The organism is Aquicoccus porphyridii (assembly GCF_008369105.1).
Taxonomy (GTDB): Bacteria; Pseudomonadota; Alphaproteobacteria; order Rhodobacterales; family Rhodobacteraceae; genus Aquicoccus; species Aquicoccus porphyridii.
On record NZ_VINQ01000032.1, the window covers coordinates 1 to 16,733 of the forward strand.

General features: G+C 59.5%; 14 protein-coding genes. 7 read left to right on the plus strand and 7 right to left on the minus strand.

What is annotated here, in order from left to right; all coding sequences use genetic code 11:
• Positions 1 to 98 precede the first annotated feature (98 nt).
• The 7 genes from FLO80_RS20970 to drmB all read left to right on the plus strand — a co-directional run bounded on the left by FLO80_RS20970 (position 99) and on the right by drmB (position 13,211).
• Positions 99 to 1,535 (plus strand): coiled-coil domain-containing protein, encoded by a 1,437-nt coding sequence (locus tag FLO80_RS20970; RefSeq protein ID WP_146611087.1) that lies wholly within the window; start codon positions 99 to 101, stop codon positions 1,533 to 1,535.
• Between the two features lie 5 nt (positions 1,536 to 1,540).
• Positions 1,541 to 5,443: an Eco57I restriction-modification methylase domain-containing protein gene (locus FLO80_RS20975; protein WP_111369402.1), complete on the plus strand. Its 3,903-nt coding sequence runs from the start codon at positions 1,541 to 1,543 to the stop codon at positions 5,441 to 5,443.
• 12 nt (positions 5,444 to 5,455) lie between these two features.
• On the plus strand, positions 5,456 to 6,112 hold the full coding sequence (locus tag FLO80_RS20980) for a hypothetical protein (RefSeq protein ID WP_111369400.1): 657 nt from the start codon (positions 5,456 to 5,458) through the stop codon (positions 6,110 to 6,112).
• A gap of 68 nt (positions 6,113 to 6,180) precedes the next feature.
• Positions 6,181 to 7,287 carry an XRE family transcriptional regulator gene (locus FLO80_RS20985; protein WP_111369398.1) on the plus strand — a complete coding sequence of 369 codons (1,107 nt, stop codon included), beginning with the start codon at positions 6,181 to 6,183 and terminating at the stop codon, positions 7,285 to 7,287.
• 7 nt (positions 7,288 to 7,294) lie between these two features.
• Positions 7,295 to 7,801: a hypothetical protein gene (locus FLO80_RS20990; RefSeq protein WP_111369396.1), complete on the plus strand. Its 507-nt coding sequence runs from the start codon at positions 7,295 to 7,297 to the stop codon at positions 7,799 to 7,801.
• Positions 7,753 to 11,262: a DISARM system helicase DrmA gene (gene drmA / locus FLO80_RS20995; protein ID WP_223145528.1), complete on the plus strand. Its 3,510-nt coding sequence runs from the start codon at positions 7,753 to 7,755 to the stop codon at positions 11,260 to 11,262. Before FLO80_RS20990 ends, drmA begins: the two co-directional genes overlap by 49 nt.
• An 83-nt stretch (positions 11,263 to 11,345) precedes the next feature.
• Complete coding sequence (gene drmB / locus FLO80_RS21000) at positions 11,346 to 13,211, plus strand: DUF1998 domain-containing protein (RefSeq protein ID WP_111369394.1); 1,866 nt, start codon at positions 11,346 to 11,348, stop codon at positions 13,209 to 13,211.
• 213 nt (positions 13,212 to 13,424) lie between these two features.
• On the opposite strand, the gene FLO80_RS21010 is transcribed toward drmB, so the two are convergent.
• From FLO80_RS21010 to FLO80_RS23435, 7 genes are all read right to left on the minus strand, one after another.
• The gene (locus tag FLO80_RS21010) at positions 13,425 to 13,682 is read right to left on the minus strand and encodes a hypothetical protein (protein ID WP_111369390.1); all 258 of its coding nucleotides are present in this window, start codon (positions 13,680 to 13,682) and stop codon (positions 13,425 to 13,427) included.
• Positions 13,679 to 14,353, minus strand: a complete 675-nt coding sequence (locus FLO80_RS21015) for a YcbK family protein (protein WP_111369388.1) — start codon at positions 14,351 to 14,353, stop codon at positions 13,679 to 13,681. The genes FLO80_RS21010 and FLO80_RS21015 overlap by 4 nt, the downstream gene beginning before the upstream one ends.
• A 119-nt stretch (positions 14,354 to 14,472) precedes the next feature.
• Positions 14,473 to 15,174 carry a recombinase family protein gene (locus FLO80_RS21020; protein ID WP_111369386.1) on the minus strand — a complete coding sequence of 234 codons (702 nt, stop codon included), beginning with the start codon at positions 15,172 to 15,174 and terminating at the stop codon, positions 14,473 to 14,475.
• A gap of 83 nt (positions 15,175 to 15,257) precedes the next feature.
• Positions 15,258 to 15,767: a phage terminase small subunit P27 family gene (locus FLO80_RS21025; RefSeq protein ID WP_111369384.1), complete on the minus strand. Its 510-nt coding sequence runs from the start codon at positions 15,765 to 15,767 to the stop codon at positions 15,258 to 15,260.
• Positions 15,764 to 16,207 (minus strand): hypothetical protein, encoded by a 444-nt coding sequence (locus FLO80_RS21030; RefSeq protein ID WP_111369382.1) that lies wholly within the window; start codon positions 16,205 to 16,207, stop codon positions 15,764 to 15,766. The genes FLO80_RS21025 and FLO80_RS21030 overlap by 4 nt, the downstream gene beginning before the upstream one ends.
• Position 16,208: 1 nt before the next feature.
• Positions 16,209 to 16,424 carry a DUF7220 family protein gene (locus FLO80_RS21035; protein ID WP_111369380.1) on the minus strand — a complete coding sequence of 72 codons (216 nt, stop codon included), beginning with the start codon at positions 16,422 to 16,424 and terminating at the stop codon, positions 16,209 to 16,211.
• Entirely contained in the window at positions 16,424 to 16,558 is a 135-nt protein-coding gene (locus FLO80_RS23435) for a hypothetical protein (protein WP_281287059.1), read from the minus strand. The genes FLO80_RS21035 and FLO80_RS23435 overlap by 1 nt, the downstream gene beginning before the upstream one ends.
• Positions 16,559 to 16,733 lie beyond the last annotated feature (175 nt).

A 16,733-nucleotide genomic window follows, 5' to 3' on the forward strand; every position in this document is an offset into this window, starting at 1 on the left:
CGCCTGATCTTCGCAATCGTCTCCACAACCAACATCCCCAACTCGCTCCCTCATGCATCTGAGGAAGCATCAAAACAGAAATATCAGGGGGGTCACTTTTGGACGCCGATTACCCCGCTACGGGGTCAATTTTGCACGCCTGTTCACATCCATCGAGGCTCGAGCAACGTAACGGCCGAATTGATCGGAAATTGCAGCCAGCCAAGATAGTCTCTTGCCGTTACTTTCGATACGCTCAACGTGAGACTGACATCGTCCTTGATGCACTGGTTTGGAAAACTGAGACCATCCGCGAAGAGCTGGGCTCAGTTGGAAAGGTGATCGAAGACAAAATTGCAAAGCGATTGGCAGAAGGTGGCATCGGTAAAGGTCAAGGAGCCTCGCTCGCACGTGCAATAACTGAGGAAAACGATGCAGAAAGGCTTCATAGGGCGCGTTCAGAAATGGATGACGAGGAACAAGCACGACATGATCGCCTTCTGAAAGAACAAGACGATCTAAGAAAAGTTCTTGAGCGATCCCGAGAGCGAGTCGGCGTCAATGCAGACGACTTGAAACGGGTCGCCTCGGCGGCACTGTCGCGCGCAGGACTATCACTTGAGCAATCTCGCGGAGCGACTGTTGGCAGGACAGAGACATACCAGCTCGACCCCAGCGATCCAGCGTTTGCGCGAGACGCAGGTTGGGATGACGCCTTCGACGATCTGCGCGTCAGGCCTCGAAAACGGGGCGAGAGATTGGGAGACTGGCGACGGAACGCTCCTATACGCTCGATCGCCTTCGAGCCACCAATTCTGGCCGATGGCCGAGACGCCGCCAATGTTGTTCAGGTCCATCTTGAACACCGACTTGTTCGTCGACTTCTATCGAGGTTTCTCAGCCAGGGGTTCCAGTCAAATCTGTCCCGGCTGTCGGTTATCGAAGGGCCTGGAGCTCAGCCAAGAGTTGTCCTTATGGGGCGCTTGGCGGTTTACGGTTCCGGGGCGGCAAGACTGCATGAGGAGATCATTCCCATTACGGCAATCTGGAGTGAGTCGGACCGCGAACGCCGACATTTGAGGGCGCTGGGAGAAAGCGGGGAAGAGAGAACACTAAACCAACTTGAGGATGCACTGCGCGATGCGCGCTCCGCACCCGCGTCCGCCGTCACAAGGGTCAAAGAACTCTACGCCAAGGACATCGCGGACTTGACGCCTGCATTCGAGAAAATCGCAGCAGAACGCCTGTCGACGGTGAAGACGCAGCTGGTCAAGCGTGGAGAAGAAGAAGCCCGATCACTCGAAAGCTTGCTAGATCAACAGCGTAAGAGGATCGCAAAAGCCGCAACAGATTTCAATCCGAACCAGCTCACTCTTGATCTTGTTCCGGACGAGCGACGCGAACGCGAAGCGGATCGACGGCACTGGGAAAGCCGCCTTTCGCGGCTCGAACAAGAACTTCTAGACGAACCGCAACGCCTGCGGGAATCCTACGAGGTCCGAGCCCATCGCCTGGAGCCGGTCGGACTGGTTTACCTATGGCCGGTTTCAGGGTGATATAGATGGTTTCAGAGATTAATCGCGACCCGGACCTCGAGTGGCTTGATCATATTCAGCCGGTTGGACTTGTCATTGCGCCTAGCGTTCTTAAGGAGCTGGGGCTAACTCCACTGCATCAGAGCCCGATAGACACAGGTGTTATCGCCGAGCTTTTGAACACTGATAGCGACGGCCCAGCGATCCTCGACCCTTGGGCCTTTGCGGAACAAGTTCTGGGCTGGGAAGCTCGCCACACCGCCGGTACTGCAGAGGGCCCGGAGATCCCGGATCAGCTGATTGTCAGGTTGCCAGAGCATTCTACTACCCTGTCTCCGCATTGGGCAGTGGCGGAGCTAGGTGAAGCCGACCAACCTTGGCAACTGCTTGTCCGTATTGAGGACGCCGGAATTGATCCTGACGCGCGATCTCAGCTCGATGGGTGGGAGGCAACGCCCCACCAGCGCTTTGAGCGCCTTTTGCGTGACACGGGCGTCTATGCCGGTGTGATGATCACTGACAAGGTGATCCGGCTTGTCTATGCGCCTCGTGGCGAGACTTCTGGTCATCTCTCTTTCCCGATCCGCCCTCTCGCCACTGTCGCCGGACGCCCAATGCTTGCGGGGCTGAAGCTCGTCCTAGACCGCTTCCGTCTGTTTTCGGATGCCGACGAGCGGCGACTTCCCGCTCTATTGAAGAAAAGCCGCGACGCTCAAGCCTCGGTTTCCACAGAACTCGCCGGTCAGGTCCTCGGAGCTTTGCATGACCTCCTGCGTGGTCTGCACGCGGCGGACCCGGATCTGACGCGGGCACTAGCCCGCTCCCGTCCCGACCACCTCTATGAGGGGCTTCTGACAGTCCTCATGCGGCTGGTGTTCATCCTCTATGCCGAGGACCGTGATCTGCTACCCTCCCGCTCGGATGGCCGCGCCAGATCGATCTACGAAACCAGCTATTCGGTCCGCGGCCTCTTTGCCGGCCTCGCCGAGGAAGCTGCACTGAACCCCGACACGATGGATGAACGGCGCGGCGGCTGGGGCCAGTTGCTGGCCCTTTTCCGGCTGATCCATGGCGGACATCCGACCCACTTCGTCCAGGCGCGCGGCGGCAAGCTTTTCGATCCGGATGAGTTCCCCTTCCTCGAAGGTCGAAGCGATGTGGATGAGGACCCTCGCGTCCTTCAGGTTTCGGACGGTTGCATCCTGCGCATCCTCGAGGGGCTCATGACGCTGAAGCTGCGCGGCCAGGAGCGTGAACGCCTCTCCTACCGCACGCTCGATGTCGAACAGATCGGCTCCGTCTACGAGACCGTCATGGGCTTCACTGTCGAGGAAGCGCCGTGTCGGGTGCTGGCGATCAAGGCGGGCAAGAACAACAAGACGCCCGTCTTCGTTGGCCTCGACGATCTTCTGAGTAAAAAGGGCAAAGATCGGATCAAGGACCTGAAGGAGAATGTCGGCCGGTCCCTGACTGCCGCGCAAGCTAAGCCGATTGAGGCTGCCACAACGGTCGAGGATCTCGCCGCCGCACTCGACAATATTGTCGATGAACGCGGCTCGCCCCGTCACGTGGTCGCGGCGGCTGGAACGCCCATCCTCCAGCCGACAGACGAACGTCGCCGCACCGGCAGCCACTACACACCGCGCAGCCTGACAGCGCCGATTGTCGCCCACGCGTTGGAACCCGCATTCGAGCGCCTGGGGCCGGATGCGACACCCGATCAGGTCCTCGATCTCAAGGTCTGCGATCCGGCGATGGGCTCCGGTGCGTTCCTCGTTGAAGCCTGCCGTGCCATCGCCTCGCGTCTGGTCGATGCCTGGGCGCGCTGGCCGGATGCGAGGCCGAAGATTCCGGCGGATGAGGACGAGGAGCTGCATGCGCGCCGCCTTGTCGCGCAGCGGTGTCTCTACGGTGTGGACCGGAACGCGCGCGCGGTCGATCTGGCGCGGTTGTCGCTCTGGCTGGCCACCCTGGCGAAGGACCACGAATTCACCTTCCTCGACCATGCGCTGAAATGTGGTGACAGCCTTGTGGGTCTGACGCCCGAGCAGATCGCAGCAGCGAACTGGGATGCGTCGAAGCCGGGCCTGCCCCTGCTGCGGCCGCTTGTGGCGGAACGCGTGGCCGAGGCGGACCGGGCCCGCGCCGAAATCCGGTCGGCACCGGACGACACGATGCGCGCGATTCAGGAACAGCGGCACAGGCATGTGGAGACGCGTCTGTCGCCCGTGCGGTTGCTGGGGGATGCGGTGGTCGCGGCCTTCTTCTCAGCCAATAAAGCTAGGGCGCGCGAGAAAGCCCGTGCTGACGCTGAAAGCTGGTTCACCGGCCGTCCGGCCCGCCTAGACCTGCTCGAGGCTTCCTCTCAGGAATTGCGCGAGCGCGAGTACGGTATTCCTCCCTTTCACTGGACCGTAGAATTCCCAGAAGTGTTCAAACGCGAGAACGGTGGATTTGATGCGATCGTCGGAAATCCACCATTCTTAGGTGGGACTTCGATTTCTGAACGATTTGGAATGCCATACTTTCAATGGCTTCGGGATCGCTTCCCCCCGGCACGACACCATTGCGATCTAGTCGCTTATTTCTTCAGACGATCCTTTGACCTACTGAGACAGGGCGGAGCATTTGGATTAATCTCGACGAACACTATTGCGCAAGGAGATACACGCGAAGGAGGTTTAGCAAAGATACTTGGCGAAGGCGGGGTGATCACTCACGCAACTCGTCGACTACGATGGCCCGGAGAAGCTGCCGTGATTGTCAGCGTGGTTCATGTGGCAAAGGGCGCCGATCGAGACAGCTTGGCAATTCTCGACAACTCTGAAGTGTCTCGCATCTCTGCTTACTTAGTTGAAGGGGATCACGACAATTCGCCGAAACCGCTAGCATCAAGCCTATACTACGCACTTGGAAGCAAAATCTACGGCCAAGGCTTCGTCTTTGATGATTCTGATTTGAAAGCCAACAGCCTAGAAGCGAGAGAACACCTCCTGCAAGAAAGTGATCGCTATGGTCGGTATATATATACTTATCTCGGCGGCGAGGAGATAAACAAGTCTCCAACACAATCTGCGCATCGATACGTCGTGAATGTAAGCGAACTCAACACCGAGGCGGAACTTAAGAGGCTCCCAAGTATCTACACGTTATTGGAGAGCAAAGTATATCCCGAAAGAATGAAGCTGGGCTCGAACCCAAACAACGTTCCGCTCAAACGTAGATGGTGGGCCTACCAAGCGCATCGTCCAGAGCTTTACCAACGCCTCAATCAGATCGAGAGAACGATCTGCATTTCCCGTGTAACCCCCCACTTGTCATTCGCACTATGCCCAACCAGGCAGATATTCTCTGAGGCTGTGGCAATTATCGCGAGCGACTCGATCTCTGTTTATGGGTGTTTGCAGTGCCGCGTTCATGAAACGTGGGCTCGCTTTTTTTCGTCCTCACTCAAAGATGATTTGCGCTACACGCCGTCTGACTGTTTTCGGACCTTCCCGCTTCCGGAGAACGTGGAGAATGTCGACTTGCTGCAGCAGGTCGCTGAAGAGTACTACCGTTTTCGCGCTGATCTGATGGCCGAGCGCGATGAGGGCCTTACAAAGACTTACAACCGCTTCCATGACCGCGGACAGAATGCCCCGGACATCGCACGCCTGCGCGAACTCCATGCCGAAATGGATGCCGCTGTTCTGCGCGCCTATGGCTGGGACGACCTCGCGGATCAAGCTCAGCCGGAGTTCATCGAACAGGACGCCGACGAGGGCAAGAAGGCCAAGACACGTTTCGACTGGCCGTCCGAGTTCAAGGACGAAGTCCTCGCCCGGCTCCTCGCCCTCAACGCCGAACGCGCCGAAGCCGAACGTGCTGCAGGCCTGACCGCGTCCGACGAAGATGATGACGAAGACAACGAAGGAGACGCGGCATGATGGAGGCAGTACATGGGCGGTATCGCTGACGAGCATGTCGAATGGGCCATCGTAAACCGGTTGAAGGCGATGCTCGACGAGCCGCCGCAAACGACGTTCAACGTGACCCAAACCTTCGCCCTGTTCAGCAGCGTTCTGCTCTGGACCAAGAATCGCGCATGGGTGGCTGGCAACCGTGGGCAACGAGGCCAATGGGAGGATCCGGCGGACCATCGCGCCCACAATGTGCGGGAAGCAATGCGGGACAGACTGATAACGGACGATCCGTGGCGGCTTTCGCTCGCCGCTCCTCAGATCGTGCTGGTCGACCGGGCGGATGGGCGTGAAATCCATGACCGCAGGATCAACGCCGACTTCGAAGCCATGACTGCCGAGAACTTCTTCAAGTGGCTTCGCGACGCGCTGGCGCATGGAGACGGACGGACGATCAAATCGATCCACAAGCAGTCTGCCCGAACGGGAAAGACGCTGCTGGCAGGTTTCCGGGTGGAGTTCAACGCCGAGCGAGGCGCAGCACAAACGCTGACGCTGGACCTCTTCCATGACGACATGCGCCGGATCGGCAGTGTCCTCGCCGACCTCTTCTGTTCATCTCTCAGCGGCGGCAATCACTACTTCGAGGAGGAAGCTGGCACCGCGCGGATCGAAGAGGCGGATCGGGTCGCCTGAGTGACTGTTCGCAAGATTTTCTTGCAATCGGCATTTCGCAAGACTATGTAGCGCCACGGAGGCACCCCATGGCGACACAACTCATCGGCGCGAGGATCAAGGCCCTGCGCGAGGAGCGAAAGCTCTCGCAGGACGACTTGGCGCGACTATTCGGCTTCAAGGACCGGCAGACGGTGTCTGCGATCGAGACCGGTGAGCGCCGCGTCACGGCGGACGAGCTGATGCTGGCCGTCGAGAAGCTTGGAGCGACGCTCGAGTATTTCACCGATCCGTTCATGCTGGTTGGTGAAGGCCGTTTTTCGTGGCGCCAGACCAATGTCAGTACGGGTGTGCTGAATGGCTATGAGCGAAACGCCGGTCGCTGGATTGCCGCGTTCCGCGCAATCGCCCCACAGGTTGGTCGTGCCGCCCCACTGCTTCGCAGGTCACTGGGCCTGACCAAGCGTTCCAGTTTCGAGGACGCCATGGAAGCTGGAGAGCGGTTTGTCGCAGAGTTCGAGCTGGGTGCCGTTCCAGCCGCGCGACTGGCTGAAGTGATGGAGCGCGAGCTTGGCATTCTAGTGCTGATGGTCGACGCGTTTGACGGAATCTCCGGCGCGGCCTGTCGGCTGCCAGAGCTCGACGTCGTGCTGATAAACCGCAAGGAGGTCGTCGGCCGCCGACATTTCGACCTGGCACACGAACTTTTTCATATCCTGACCTGGGATGCGATGCCCCCCGAGCATTCCGAGGAAGCGAAGGAAACCGGCGGAAACCGCGTCGAGCAGCTGGCTAACAATTTTGCATCGGCGGTACTCATGCCGAAGGCCATCCTTCACAGGTTTGGCGACTGGGCGAGCCTCGAGGACGGCGAACTGATCTCACAACTGAACACCGCTGCGGAAGAGCTTCAGGTGACCGCATCTGCTCTGAAATGGCGCTTGGTGGCGCTCGGCGAACTCAAACCTGCCCGTGCCAAAGCGCTGAATGATGCGGCGCTTCGAAACAATGGCCGCGATGTGGGCGATGCTGAGGTACCAGTTCTTTTTTCCAAGCCGTTTATGGAAGTGATCGGTCTTGCTGTTGACGAGGGGCGGGTTTCGACGCGCCGCGCTGCAGGGCTGCTCGATCAAACGGTTGAAGACCTCACCGATCTGTTTGTCGCTCACGGGGTCGAACCCCCTGCAGAGCTGTGAGGCTGCCATGGCGAAGCACCCGGGTCCTGTCCTTGTTGATACGAACGTCATTCTCGAGTCCTACCGGATCGGGGCGTGGCGTGCATTATCTGGCGGCTACTCGGTTGAAACCGTGGAAGATTGTGTGACGGAAACTCAAACAGGCTTTCAGCGTCGGCGAACCGAAGAGCTGATCGATTCAGCAGCACTTCGGACTTCGTTGGCTGCCGTGCACGATGTGAGTGATCGCGAACGTGCGGAGGTTTTGCTCAGGGCATCTGGCATCAATCTGGACATCGGTGAGCACTCGCTTTGGGCGCATGCTCTCATAAGAACTGACGGATGGGTTCTGTGTGGGCCGGACAAGGCCAGTCTCCGCTTTGGCGTTCGGTCGGGGTTTCGAGATCAACTTTGCGCTTTGGAGCAGCTTCTCGATGCCGTTGGCTATCGCCCGAAGCAACCCCTGAAGACAGCGTACACGAGCAAGTGGTTGGCCAAGACCCTGAGCGAACTCGTTATTTCAGAAGGAATTTAGTGGTCATGACAACCTCGGTAGATATCCGCTCAAAGATTGTTGAAATGTTTCGTCGCGACCTGATCGGTCCGGGGGACCAAGACACTGATCTGGCGTTGGAACGGCTAAACGAAAGCCCCTCGCGCTGGTATCTGACTGGCTTCCTGGCGCCCGCTGAGGATCCGCTTGGGCTGGATGGCGAAGGCGACGACGATGATCCATCCGCGCAGGAGGAGATGGAAATCGACGTCGAAGAAACTGACTCCGAGGGTGCCGGTGGCGCGGCCGGTGACAACGAGGAGCCTGAGGCCCCCAACACTCGACGACGCTTCTTGCCCTCTTCGATTGGCCTGACAGTTTTGTTGCCGCCGGATGTAAAGGAAATCGAGGCAAGGATTTCGTGGGGCGACTACAGGACTGAACCAGCCCTGCCTGAAAATGTACTCCTCCCGGAGCCCCTTCCCGAGGAGTTTGATGAGGATGGTAAGCCCAAGCGCAATTCCAGGCCGATGGTGGACTGGGTTCGCACCCCAACGGATCGGATAGTCCGAGTACCCATACGCGACGGCAGAGGCGAACCGATATTGATCCCGGAAAGCGCTGCGGAGCAACGTAGAGGCGGCGGTCTGACGTTGGAGACCCACTCTAGAACATTCAAATACGAAACCCCGGACGGAGGGCAGGAAGAGGTCCGGGCGCTCACAGTATTCCTCGTGAACCGACGAGCGACCGTCCACCGCTTCTATTCAGATGTGAGTTTCGTCTTTCAGGCACGCCTTGAGCTCGCCTTCGAGAAGGGATTTCATCCCCGTCGGGACTTGTCTGGCACTCGTGCGGACGATTGGGATCTCAGGGTCGCCGACTTGCACTACCGAGATGTGAGTGAATGGGCTGTAGGACGAAATGCTGCAGCAAGTTGGGATCAGGACGAGGATGCCCTTGGTACCGTGAAGCGCGTATGGACGAATCCGCTTCCCACTGCCGAAGTTGAGCGCGTCGCCCCCAACGAAGATGACGAGATCAAGTCTCTCGTTTCGTTCGAAATGGAGGCTTTGGCCGAAGCGGCAAGTAAGAACGGAAACACCCTAAATGCACTGATCGCCAAACTCCCCGAATTGTATAATGTTTGGATCGAGGCCGAACGCCAAAAACTACCGCATCTCCCGAGCCGGCGAAAAGAGACTGGCGAGCGTTTGGTATCGGAAATGGAGCAGGCGCGGGACCGTATTGCGGCTGGTATCGATCTGCTTCTGACGGATCCAACTGCCCGTTCCGCCTTTAGTTTCATGAACCTTGCTGTCGCCTCGGCTGCGCGACGCCGGAATGCCGGGCCTAGCGGCGATCCAAGTATGATGCCGCCCCCGACATGGAGACCCTTCCAGCTTGCCTTTATCTTGCTCAATATCTCGGGCTTGGTACAGAAGACGCACCCTGACCGTGAGACAGCTGATCTCCTGTTCTTCCCGACGGGCGGCGGCAAAACTGAGGCATATCTTGGTCTGGCCGCTCTGATAATCGCTCACCGACGCCTGACGGCTTCAGGTATACTAGGGGCCGGTGTGTCCGTGATCATGCGCTACACCCTGCGACTATTAACCTTGGATCAGTTGGCTCGAGCAGCGGGCGTTGTATGTGCGCTCGAGCTGATGCGAACTGATCCCAAAAACATCAATGAAAACGGACGACGTCTGCTTGGCGATTGGCCTATCGAGATTGGTTTGTGGGTAGGTTCTGATGCATCGCCAAACAAGCTTGGTGGCAAAGGAAAATCCGATGAAAAGACTGCAGTCGGACGAGTGCGGCGATATCGCAATGGTCGTGACAAACGAGCTCCGGCACCCCTGAAAGCCTGCCCTTGGTGTGGCACGGAATTCTCGCCATCATCATTTGCATGTACGCCGAACGAGCATGCTCCAACCAATCTTGAAATAAGATGCGCCAACACCAACTGCGATTTCAGTCGTGGGAGACCGCTTCCGGTTCTGACTGTTGATGAACCGATCTACCGACGTCTTCCCGCGTTTTTGATCGCGACCGTCGATAAATTTGCAGCTCTGCCATGGGTCGGAGAGACCGGCGCCTTCTTCGGTCATGTTGACCGTTTTCGGGATGATCTTGGATTCTTTGGTGCAGCTGAACCTAGTGAAGGAAGCCCACTGGGTAACGGATGGTCACTGTCGCCACCGGATCTGATTATTCAGGACGAGTTGCACCTGATCTCTGGACCATTGGGAACGGTAGCAGGGTTGTATGAAGCTGCGATCGATCAACTCGCTAGTCGCAAGATTGGCGACCATGTCGTCCGGCCAAAGATTGTGGCATCTACCGCAACGGTTCGCCGCGCCTCAGACCAAATCGAGGCCCTCTTCGACAGAAGCACCACGAGCATTTTCCCGCCCCCAGGCCTTGATCGAACGGACAGTTTCTTCGCAAGGACGGTTCCCACGAGCACGGACCCGGCTCGTCTTTATTTGGGAATTGCAGCTCAAGGGCGAGGACCTAAGCTCGTCTTCCTTCGTTCATTGACGACCCTTCTGTCGTCGGCACAAGCATTTTATGATGCACAGCCTGTATCTGCTGGAACCTTGAATCCCGCCGATCCCTACATGACAGCACTTTGCTACTTTAACGCTCTTCGCGAACTAGGCGGTGCGCGCCGTATCGTTGAAGACGAAGTCCGGGATAGGGCTGGTCGATATGGCACCCAGAGGCATCGGATAGATCCTCCAGACTTGCCGTTCGCGGATCGCCAGATCAGGGAACCGATGGAGCTGACCTCCCGCGAGTCGACTGACAAGGTAGCTTTGGCAAAGCAAAGGCTGGAAGCCATCTTTGGGCCTGGAGCCGAAAGTGTAGACGTGGCTCTAGCAACCAACATGATCTCAGTCGGTCTCGACATCACTCGTCTTGGGTTGATGATGGTCCAAGGCCAACCCAAAACGGCAGCCGAGTATATTCAGGCCACCAGTCGTGTTGGCCGCGATCCTGCTCGTCCCGGCTTGGTCGTTGCCGTCTTAAATCTCCACAAGCCAAGAGACCGAATGCACTTCGAGCAATTCGGCCAATTCCATCGCACGTTCTATCGCTCCGTGGAGGCGACTAGCGTCACACCGTGGGCCGCACGCGCTCTGGATCGGGCATTGGCAGCAGTCGTGGTCGCAGCGGCACGCCACGTCGATCCCCTGCTGACGCCAGAAAATGCGGTTACTGAACTGAAGAACTCGCCCCAAGTTCGCCAAGACGTGCGCGAAGCCATTGTAACTAGGGCTCCGGCTCAAATGATCGCAGGTGGTCACACCGCTCTTAGGGCCGCAATTGATGACATAATCGATGCCTGGATCTCCACTGCGGACGACCAAGCTGCTGGGGGCAATCAGTTCGCCTACGCCAAGAAGAAGAGCCCCCATCGACTTCTACATATGCCCTTGGAGCCGGATTGGGCCAATCTCGATGAACCCCATCGCAAGTTTGTCGCTGGCTGATCGATGAGAGACGTGGAGTCGAGTGTCGCTCTCAAGGTCAGAGATCCGCACGGAAATACAATCGCAAACGCGGACGATCTGACATGACAAAGAATTCTCAGAGACTTAGCCAACTCATCTCGACCTTTGGGGCCGGCTCGATGATCGACCTTCCGACACGTTCTGTGATCGTTGCAGGTCTGGAATGGTGGGATATGCGGGGAAACTCGTTCACGACAATTCCTGAGCCACGGCTTACGATGCGCCTCGAGCAATTGTTAAAAGAACAGGGTCGGCTTGATCCGGAAGTCCATCTTTCGCTGCGGACGCCGCCTGTGTCGAACGAGCTCGGACATGGAGCTCCTCAAGGTGTGGCGGCACCAGTGTTTCCGACATGGTTTGTTTGCGAGCAGGTAGAGACGGGCAGCGGCCCGAACTCGAGCCTACGAAGACGCCGCCTGGTTCGCTGGCAGGACCTCGACACCAAGGGACGACGAAAGTTCGTGTTCGATGATGGGCGCAAATCAGAGGTTACTCCTATTCGCTTCGTTTGTGCCTGCGAGAAGGGACACATGCAGGACATCGATTGGCGGTGGGTCGTACATGGCGCGGTACAGTGCCATGAACCGATGTGGATCGAAGAGAAAGGAACAAGTGCCGACCCGGCAGACACCAGCGTGGTGTGTGGATGCGAGCGTAGGCTATCGTTGCAGGATGCTTTCCAACCAGGAAGGCTCGGAAAATGTCGTGGTGAGCGACCTTGGCTGATGGATCGAGACCCTGAGGGCTGTGGGGATAATCTTAAGCTTCTTACCCGTACTGCAACCAACACATACTTTCCGCAAGTCTACACGGTGATTTCTCTTCCTGCAGAGGAAGACGAACTTTCAAGACTGGTCGATGAGCTTTCGGGAGACCTTGCCGGAGTTCAGACTGTCGACGATGTCGCGCAGGCAAAGAAGTTCAACCCCAGAGTGTCAGCATCTTTGGGAGCCTATTCCAACTCGGATATTTTTGATCGGCTCAAGCGGCTGCGCGATGGCGCGCGAGTTGATGCTTCAAAATCGCCAAAGCTTTCTGAATTTGATGTATTTGCAAGTGGAACAGCAGAAATCGGGACCAACAGTGCTTCGGCAAAGCTTTACGCCCAGACACTACCGCGCTCTGTCTGGGAGGATACTTCGGCAGGAATAGACCTATCATCAATCAAGGGCTTGGTCGCTGTGCACCGCCTCCGTGAAGTTTCATGTCTTTACGGCTTTACCCGGTTCGAAGCGGCACCTACGAGCGCAGATGGCGATGTCGAAGATATCCAGCTGGCTGTGCGCGGTGCGCCGATATCACGTCATGCCGATTGGCTTCCCGCCATTGAACAGTTTGGCGAGGGACTCTTTGTTCACTTCGATGAGAAAGCAGTGGCCGCCTGGCTGCAGGAAACCGACGTCGCGGCGCGGCAAGGAAAGTTGATCAACGGCTATGAACACTGGCAGAGGCGTTTTTCCGGCGGCGCGCCGAGCTATCCGGGAACGGCCTACACCCTTCTTCACAGTCTGTCACATGCACTGATGGCAGAAATCGCCTTGGACTGCGGATACCCTGCGAGTTCATTGAAGGAGCGGATCTACGCACTTTCAGACTCCCGCACCGGAACTGTCCCAGAAAGGTGCGGAGTCCTCATATATACCGCAACGCCTGGCGCGCAGGGTACTCTGGGCGGTCTTGTTGCAGCTGGGTCTAGGTTCACGCGAATTCTCAAAGGTGCGCTAGATCGCCTGAAAGTCTGCTCGAATGACCCTGTTTGCGCAGACCACGAGCCTGACGGTCGGAGTGGCGACCGAGCTACCCACGGCGCGGCTTGTCACGGCTGCCTACTGATCGCTGAAACCAGCTGCGAGATGCGAAATCTCTTTCTCGACCGCAGCCTGCTAGTTCCGACGATGGGTGGGCATGGGGCAAGTTTCTTTGACTGAAGTGATTGATAAGCTCTCCAAAATCCAACTCTGACGCAATTGTCGCTCGATCATGGCTGGCATGCACGTGCCTGGCCCCGCATGACAGCATAGCCGCCCATCATTTTGATGACAGCCGATCCGTTCGGCAGCAGCGCTAACTCCTCGGCTGCCTGCGCCTGCAACGCGCTGCTATACTCCACGACCGGCGGGCATGCCCCCCCACCACCTGTCTCAAAACCCGCCATCGCGCAGCCGGTCAACCAGCTCGTCACGATCCCTAGGACGGCGAGCCGCCGCCTCCAGCATCCGGCGTTGGATTTCATTGGCCTTTTCCGTGGTTTCAAGGCGTTCGGCAAGTCGCCCCGTGCGCTCACCTGCGCGGCGGATCGACAGCAGGAACAAGACGATGGTGAGAGTTATCGCACCATAACGTAGGGCCGCCCGCATCCATGGGATGGCAGCGATACCGCCGAGAATGCTAGCGATCACCTCTGCCCCCGTTTCCAGTCATCGAGGCGGGCGTAGATCGTGACCGCGATCCCACCGAGCGCCACGGCGATGAACACCCAGCGCAGGGTGTCGAGATACGGTACCAGCGGAAGGATCGCGGTCTGGGTCTCGGCGAGGACGCTCTGCGCCACCTCGACGCCTGCCGCGCCCAGCGTCGCCGCACCGGCCGCGCCGCCGCCCTTCATGGTGCGGCTGTCAGCCAGCACTTCGCGCGCGGGCGGCGTCTCGGTTGCAAATGCAGTCGCCCGGACCGGGAACCGCTCGCCCCACTGACGCGCGGGGCCGAGGTCGACATGGATGAACCCCGAGCGCGGGTAGAACTCGAAGCCGAGGAACCCGACCTCCCGCGCCGCCGCCTCGAACGCCACCGGGTCGTGGTTCGCCATGGCGATGTCGAAGGCGGCGCCGTCGAGGTGCTTCGACCGCGTGGCACCGCCGACGGCACGGTTGTGCTCGGGGCTGCGATAGGCGGAGCGCACGATCAACGGCTTGCCCAGCCGGTCGCCCAGCGCCTGCAGCTTGTCGAGCGCGGGTTCGTTGACGAGCAGCTTGCCAGACCCGCGGCAGGCGATCTCGGCTGGGCTGAAATTCGGCCAGCGCCAGGTGCTCTCAGGCACGTCGCGCCAATGACGGTAGAATGTCGTCGCCATGGGGGTCCTCCAAAACGAAAAACCCGCCTCAAGGGCGGGTGCGGTTGGGCTGATGAATGGGGGGGGGGTGGCTACCGGCTACCGCCGAAGATCTTGAGCTTGATGGCGATGCGCGACTGTCAGTCAGGCTCCAACCGCCGCAGCAGGTTCCTGACGCTGGACACGTGCCACCGGCCGCCACGCCGGGTCATCATGCCCCGGGCATTCAACTCGGCGGCAATGGCTCGGAGCGTGCCATGACCCTCGCGACGGATCGCATCGAGCACGGGGGCGAGCGCCTCGGCATGGGCATCGGCATTCCGGCGGACCACGGCGCGCAGGGGGGCACCACCCCTGCCCGCCCGTCTCAGCGCAGCGGCGCCATTCGGATTGCCGAGCTTCACCCCGCGCGCCTTCGCCGCTGCCAACGCCTCCTTCGTGCGGCGGGAGATCGCCTCTCGCTCCTGCTGGGCCACCAGCGCCATGATGCCGACAGTCAGGTCGTTGGCCTCGGGCATGTCGCAGGCCACGAACCGCACACCACTTCCCTGCAGGGTCAGCAGGAACGCGGCGTTGCGGCTGAGCCGGTCGAGCTTGGCGATGACCAGCGTGGCGCCGGTGAGCCGCGCAAGATCGAGGGCCTTCTCAAGCTCGGGGCGGTCGGCCTTGCCCCCGCTCTCGATCTCGGTGAAGCGACCAAGCACCCGGGCATTCTTCGAGGCGGCGAACTCGTTAATGGCCTTGCGCTGCGCTTCGAGACCCAGCCCCGACCTGCCCTGCCGCGCCGTCGAGACCCGCTCGTAGGCCACCAGCTTCGGATTCGGGGCAGCATTTCTGACCATGTACACACCTGCCTGACGTTGGTTGCGCAGGTGTGTACGGTAGTGAGGAAGCAATAGTCCACTGATAGATATGGACTTTCCGGCTACCCCTGCTTCGGCAGCCAGGCTTTGACCGCAGGGTCCTCATCATTCCCGATCTGTTGGTCCCGCCGGTCGTATGGGGCCGGCGCAAGAATGACGCGTGTGATGGTTGCCGGTGGCTCGGTCTTGATCGCCTCCTTCAGGGAAACGCGGGTGCGCGCCACCGGCGTCAGTCCGAGCTCGCCCATGTAGCGACCCATCAGCTCCATCTGCTTGTTCGCGACCGTCAGCCAGGGTGATTGCTGGACATAGCCGCTCGGCGCCTTGAGCAGCGTCGGTGTCCGCGCGAGATGCTCTTCGGCCTCGACCCATCGGCCATAGGCCTGGCAATAGGCGGCCAGGGCGGCGCGATCGGCAAGCGTCAGCAGACCCGCTTCGTGCAGCGGCGTGGCGAGACGGCGCCATTCCTTCTGCGCCACGTCCGTCAGGTGCCGTGGGCAGCGCGGAAGCGCGAACAGCCGCGTGTGCTCCAGGGTTCCAGCGCGCGGGATGGGCTTGCGGCCGCGCGTCATGAGCCGGGATCCGGGAGGCTGTGCACGGTCGTGACTGTCGGATCGGCAGCACGTCCAATGCGGTTGCCGCGTTCGGCAATCTTGTCCAGCAGACGCTTCAATGCGTCTCCTCCCCCGGCGCCGTCCCCGGCCGAGGCAGCAACGTCTCCCCCGGCTCTCGGGATATCAAACCAGCCGGCCTGCGTCTTGAGGTAGAAAATGGCGCAGGTCGTGTCACCGGCGCGGGCTTTCTGCAGGAGACCGTTCGCAACATGCGCGATGGCCTTGGCCTTGCCCCTTTTATAGCGTGCAGCAACCTCCTCGTCGCGGTCGCAAATGGCCCGGAAGGTGTTGCGCGCGATGCCGAAGTAATCGGCGATCTGCTCTTGGTTCAGCAGGGCGGCAAGGGTCTCGACCTCGCGAACCTGATCCTCCGTCAGCGTGATCGTGGGGCGCGCCATCTCAGCCTCCCCCGAGGCGCAGAAAGAGCCGCCGCAGCACATAGCTCCGTACCAGCGAGGCCGCCGTGAACAGACCGCTCAGAGCTGCGTGCTGGGACACCGTCGCCTGCAGACCCACCACCGGAAAGGCGACCAGCTGGATGCCGAGCGCCACGCCCCAGCCCACCGCCACATTCGCCACCGCCTCGACCGCGGAGAAGAGACGCCCCTTTGCCATCAGGCCACCGCCTTCTGCCGGTGAGCCGCGATCTCGGCGAAGCCGCGCCCGTCGCCCTCCAGCGTCGCCATCTCCCCGGTGAAGTTCTCCCATCGCCGGACCGCAACATCGACATAAGGAGGATCCAGTTCCATGGCGTGGCAGATCCGCCCGCAGGTCTCGGGTGTGAACAGGCGTGCAAAATTGACCCCGTAGCGGGGTAATCGGCGTCCAAAAGTGACCCCCCTGATATTTCTGTTTTGATGCTTCCTCAGATGCATGAGGGAGCGAGTTGGGGATGTTGGTTGTGGAGACGATTGCGAAGATCAG

Excerpts from the sequence above, each read along its gene's own strand:
- FLO80_RS20975 (WP_111369402.1), top strand. The coding sequence starts at position 1,541 with ATGGTTTCAGAGATTAATCGCGACCCGGACCTCGAGTGGCTTGATCAT.
- FLO80_RS20980 (WP_111369400.1), top strand. The coding sequence starts at position 5,456 with ATGGGCGGTATCGCTGACGAGCATGTCGAATGGGCCATCGTAAACCGG.
- FLO80_RS20985 (WP_111369398.1), top strand. The coding sequence starts at position 6,181 with ATGGCGACACAACTCATCGGCGCGAGGATCAAGGCCCTGCGCGAGGAG.
- FLO80_RS20990 (WP_111369396.1), top strand. The coding sequence starts at position 7,295 with ATGGCGAAGCACCCGGGTCCTGTCCTTGTTGATACGAACGTCATTCTC.
- drmB (WP_111369394.1), top strand. The coding sequence starts at position 11,346 with ATGACAAAGAATTCTCAGAGACTTAGCCAACTCATCTCGACCTTTGGG.
- FLO80_RS21015 (WP_111369388.1), bottom strand. The coding sequence starts at position 14,353 with ATGGCGACGACATTCTACCGTCATTGGCGCGACGTGCCTGAGAGCACC.
- FLO80_RS21020 (WP_111369386.1), bottom strand. The coding sequence starts at position 15,174 with ATGGTCAGAAATGCTGCCCCGAATCCGAAGCTGGTGGCCTACGAGCGG.
- FLO80_RS21025 (WP_111369384.1), bottom strand. The coding sequence starts at position 15,767 with ATGACGCGCGGCCGCAAGCCCATCCCGCGCGCTGGAACCCTGGAGCAC.
- FLO80_RS21030 (WP_111369382.1), bottom strand. The coding sequence starts at position 16,207 with ATGGCGCGCCCCACGATCACGCTGACGGAGGATCAGGTTCGCGAGGTC.
- FLO80_RS21035 (WP_111369380.1), bottom strand. The coding sequence starts at position 16,424 with ATGGCAAAGGGGCGTCTCTTCTCCGCGGTCGAGGCGGTGGCGAATGTG.
- FLO80_RS23435 (WP_281287059.1), bottom strand. The coding sequence starts at position 16,558 with ATGGAACTGGATCCTCCTTATGTCGATGTTGCGGTCCGGCGATGGGAG.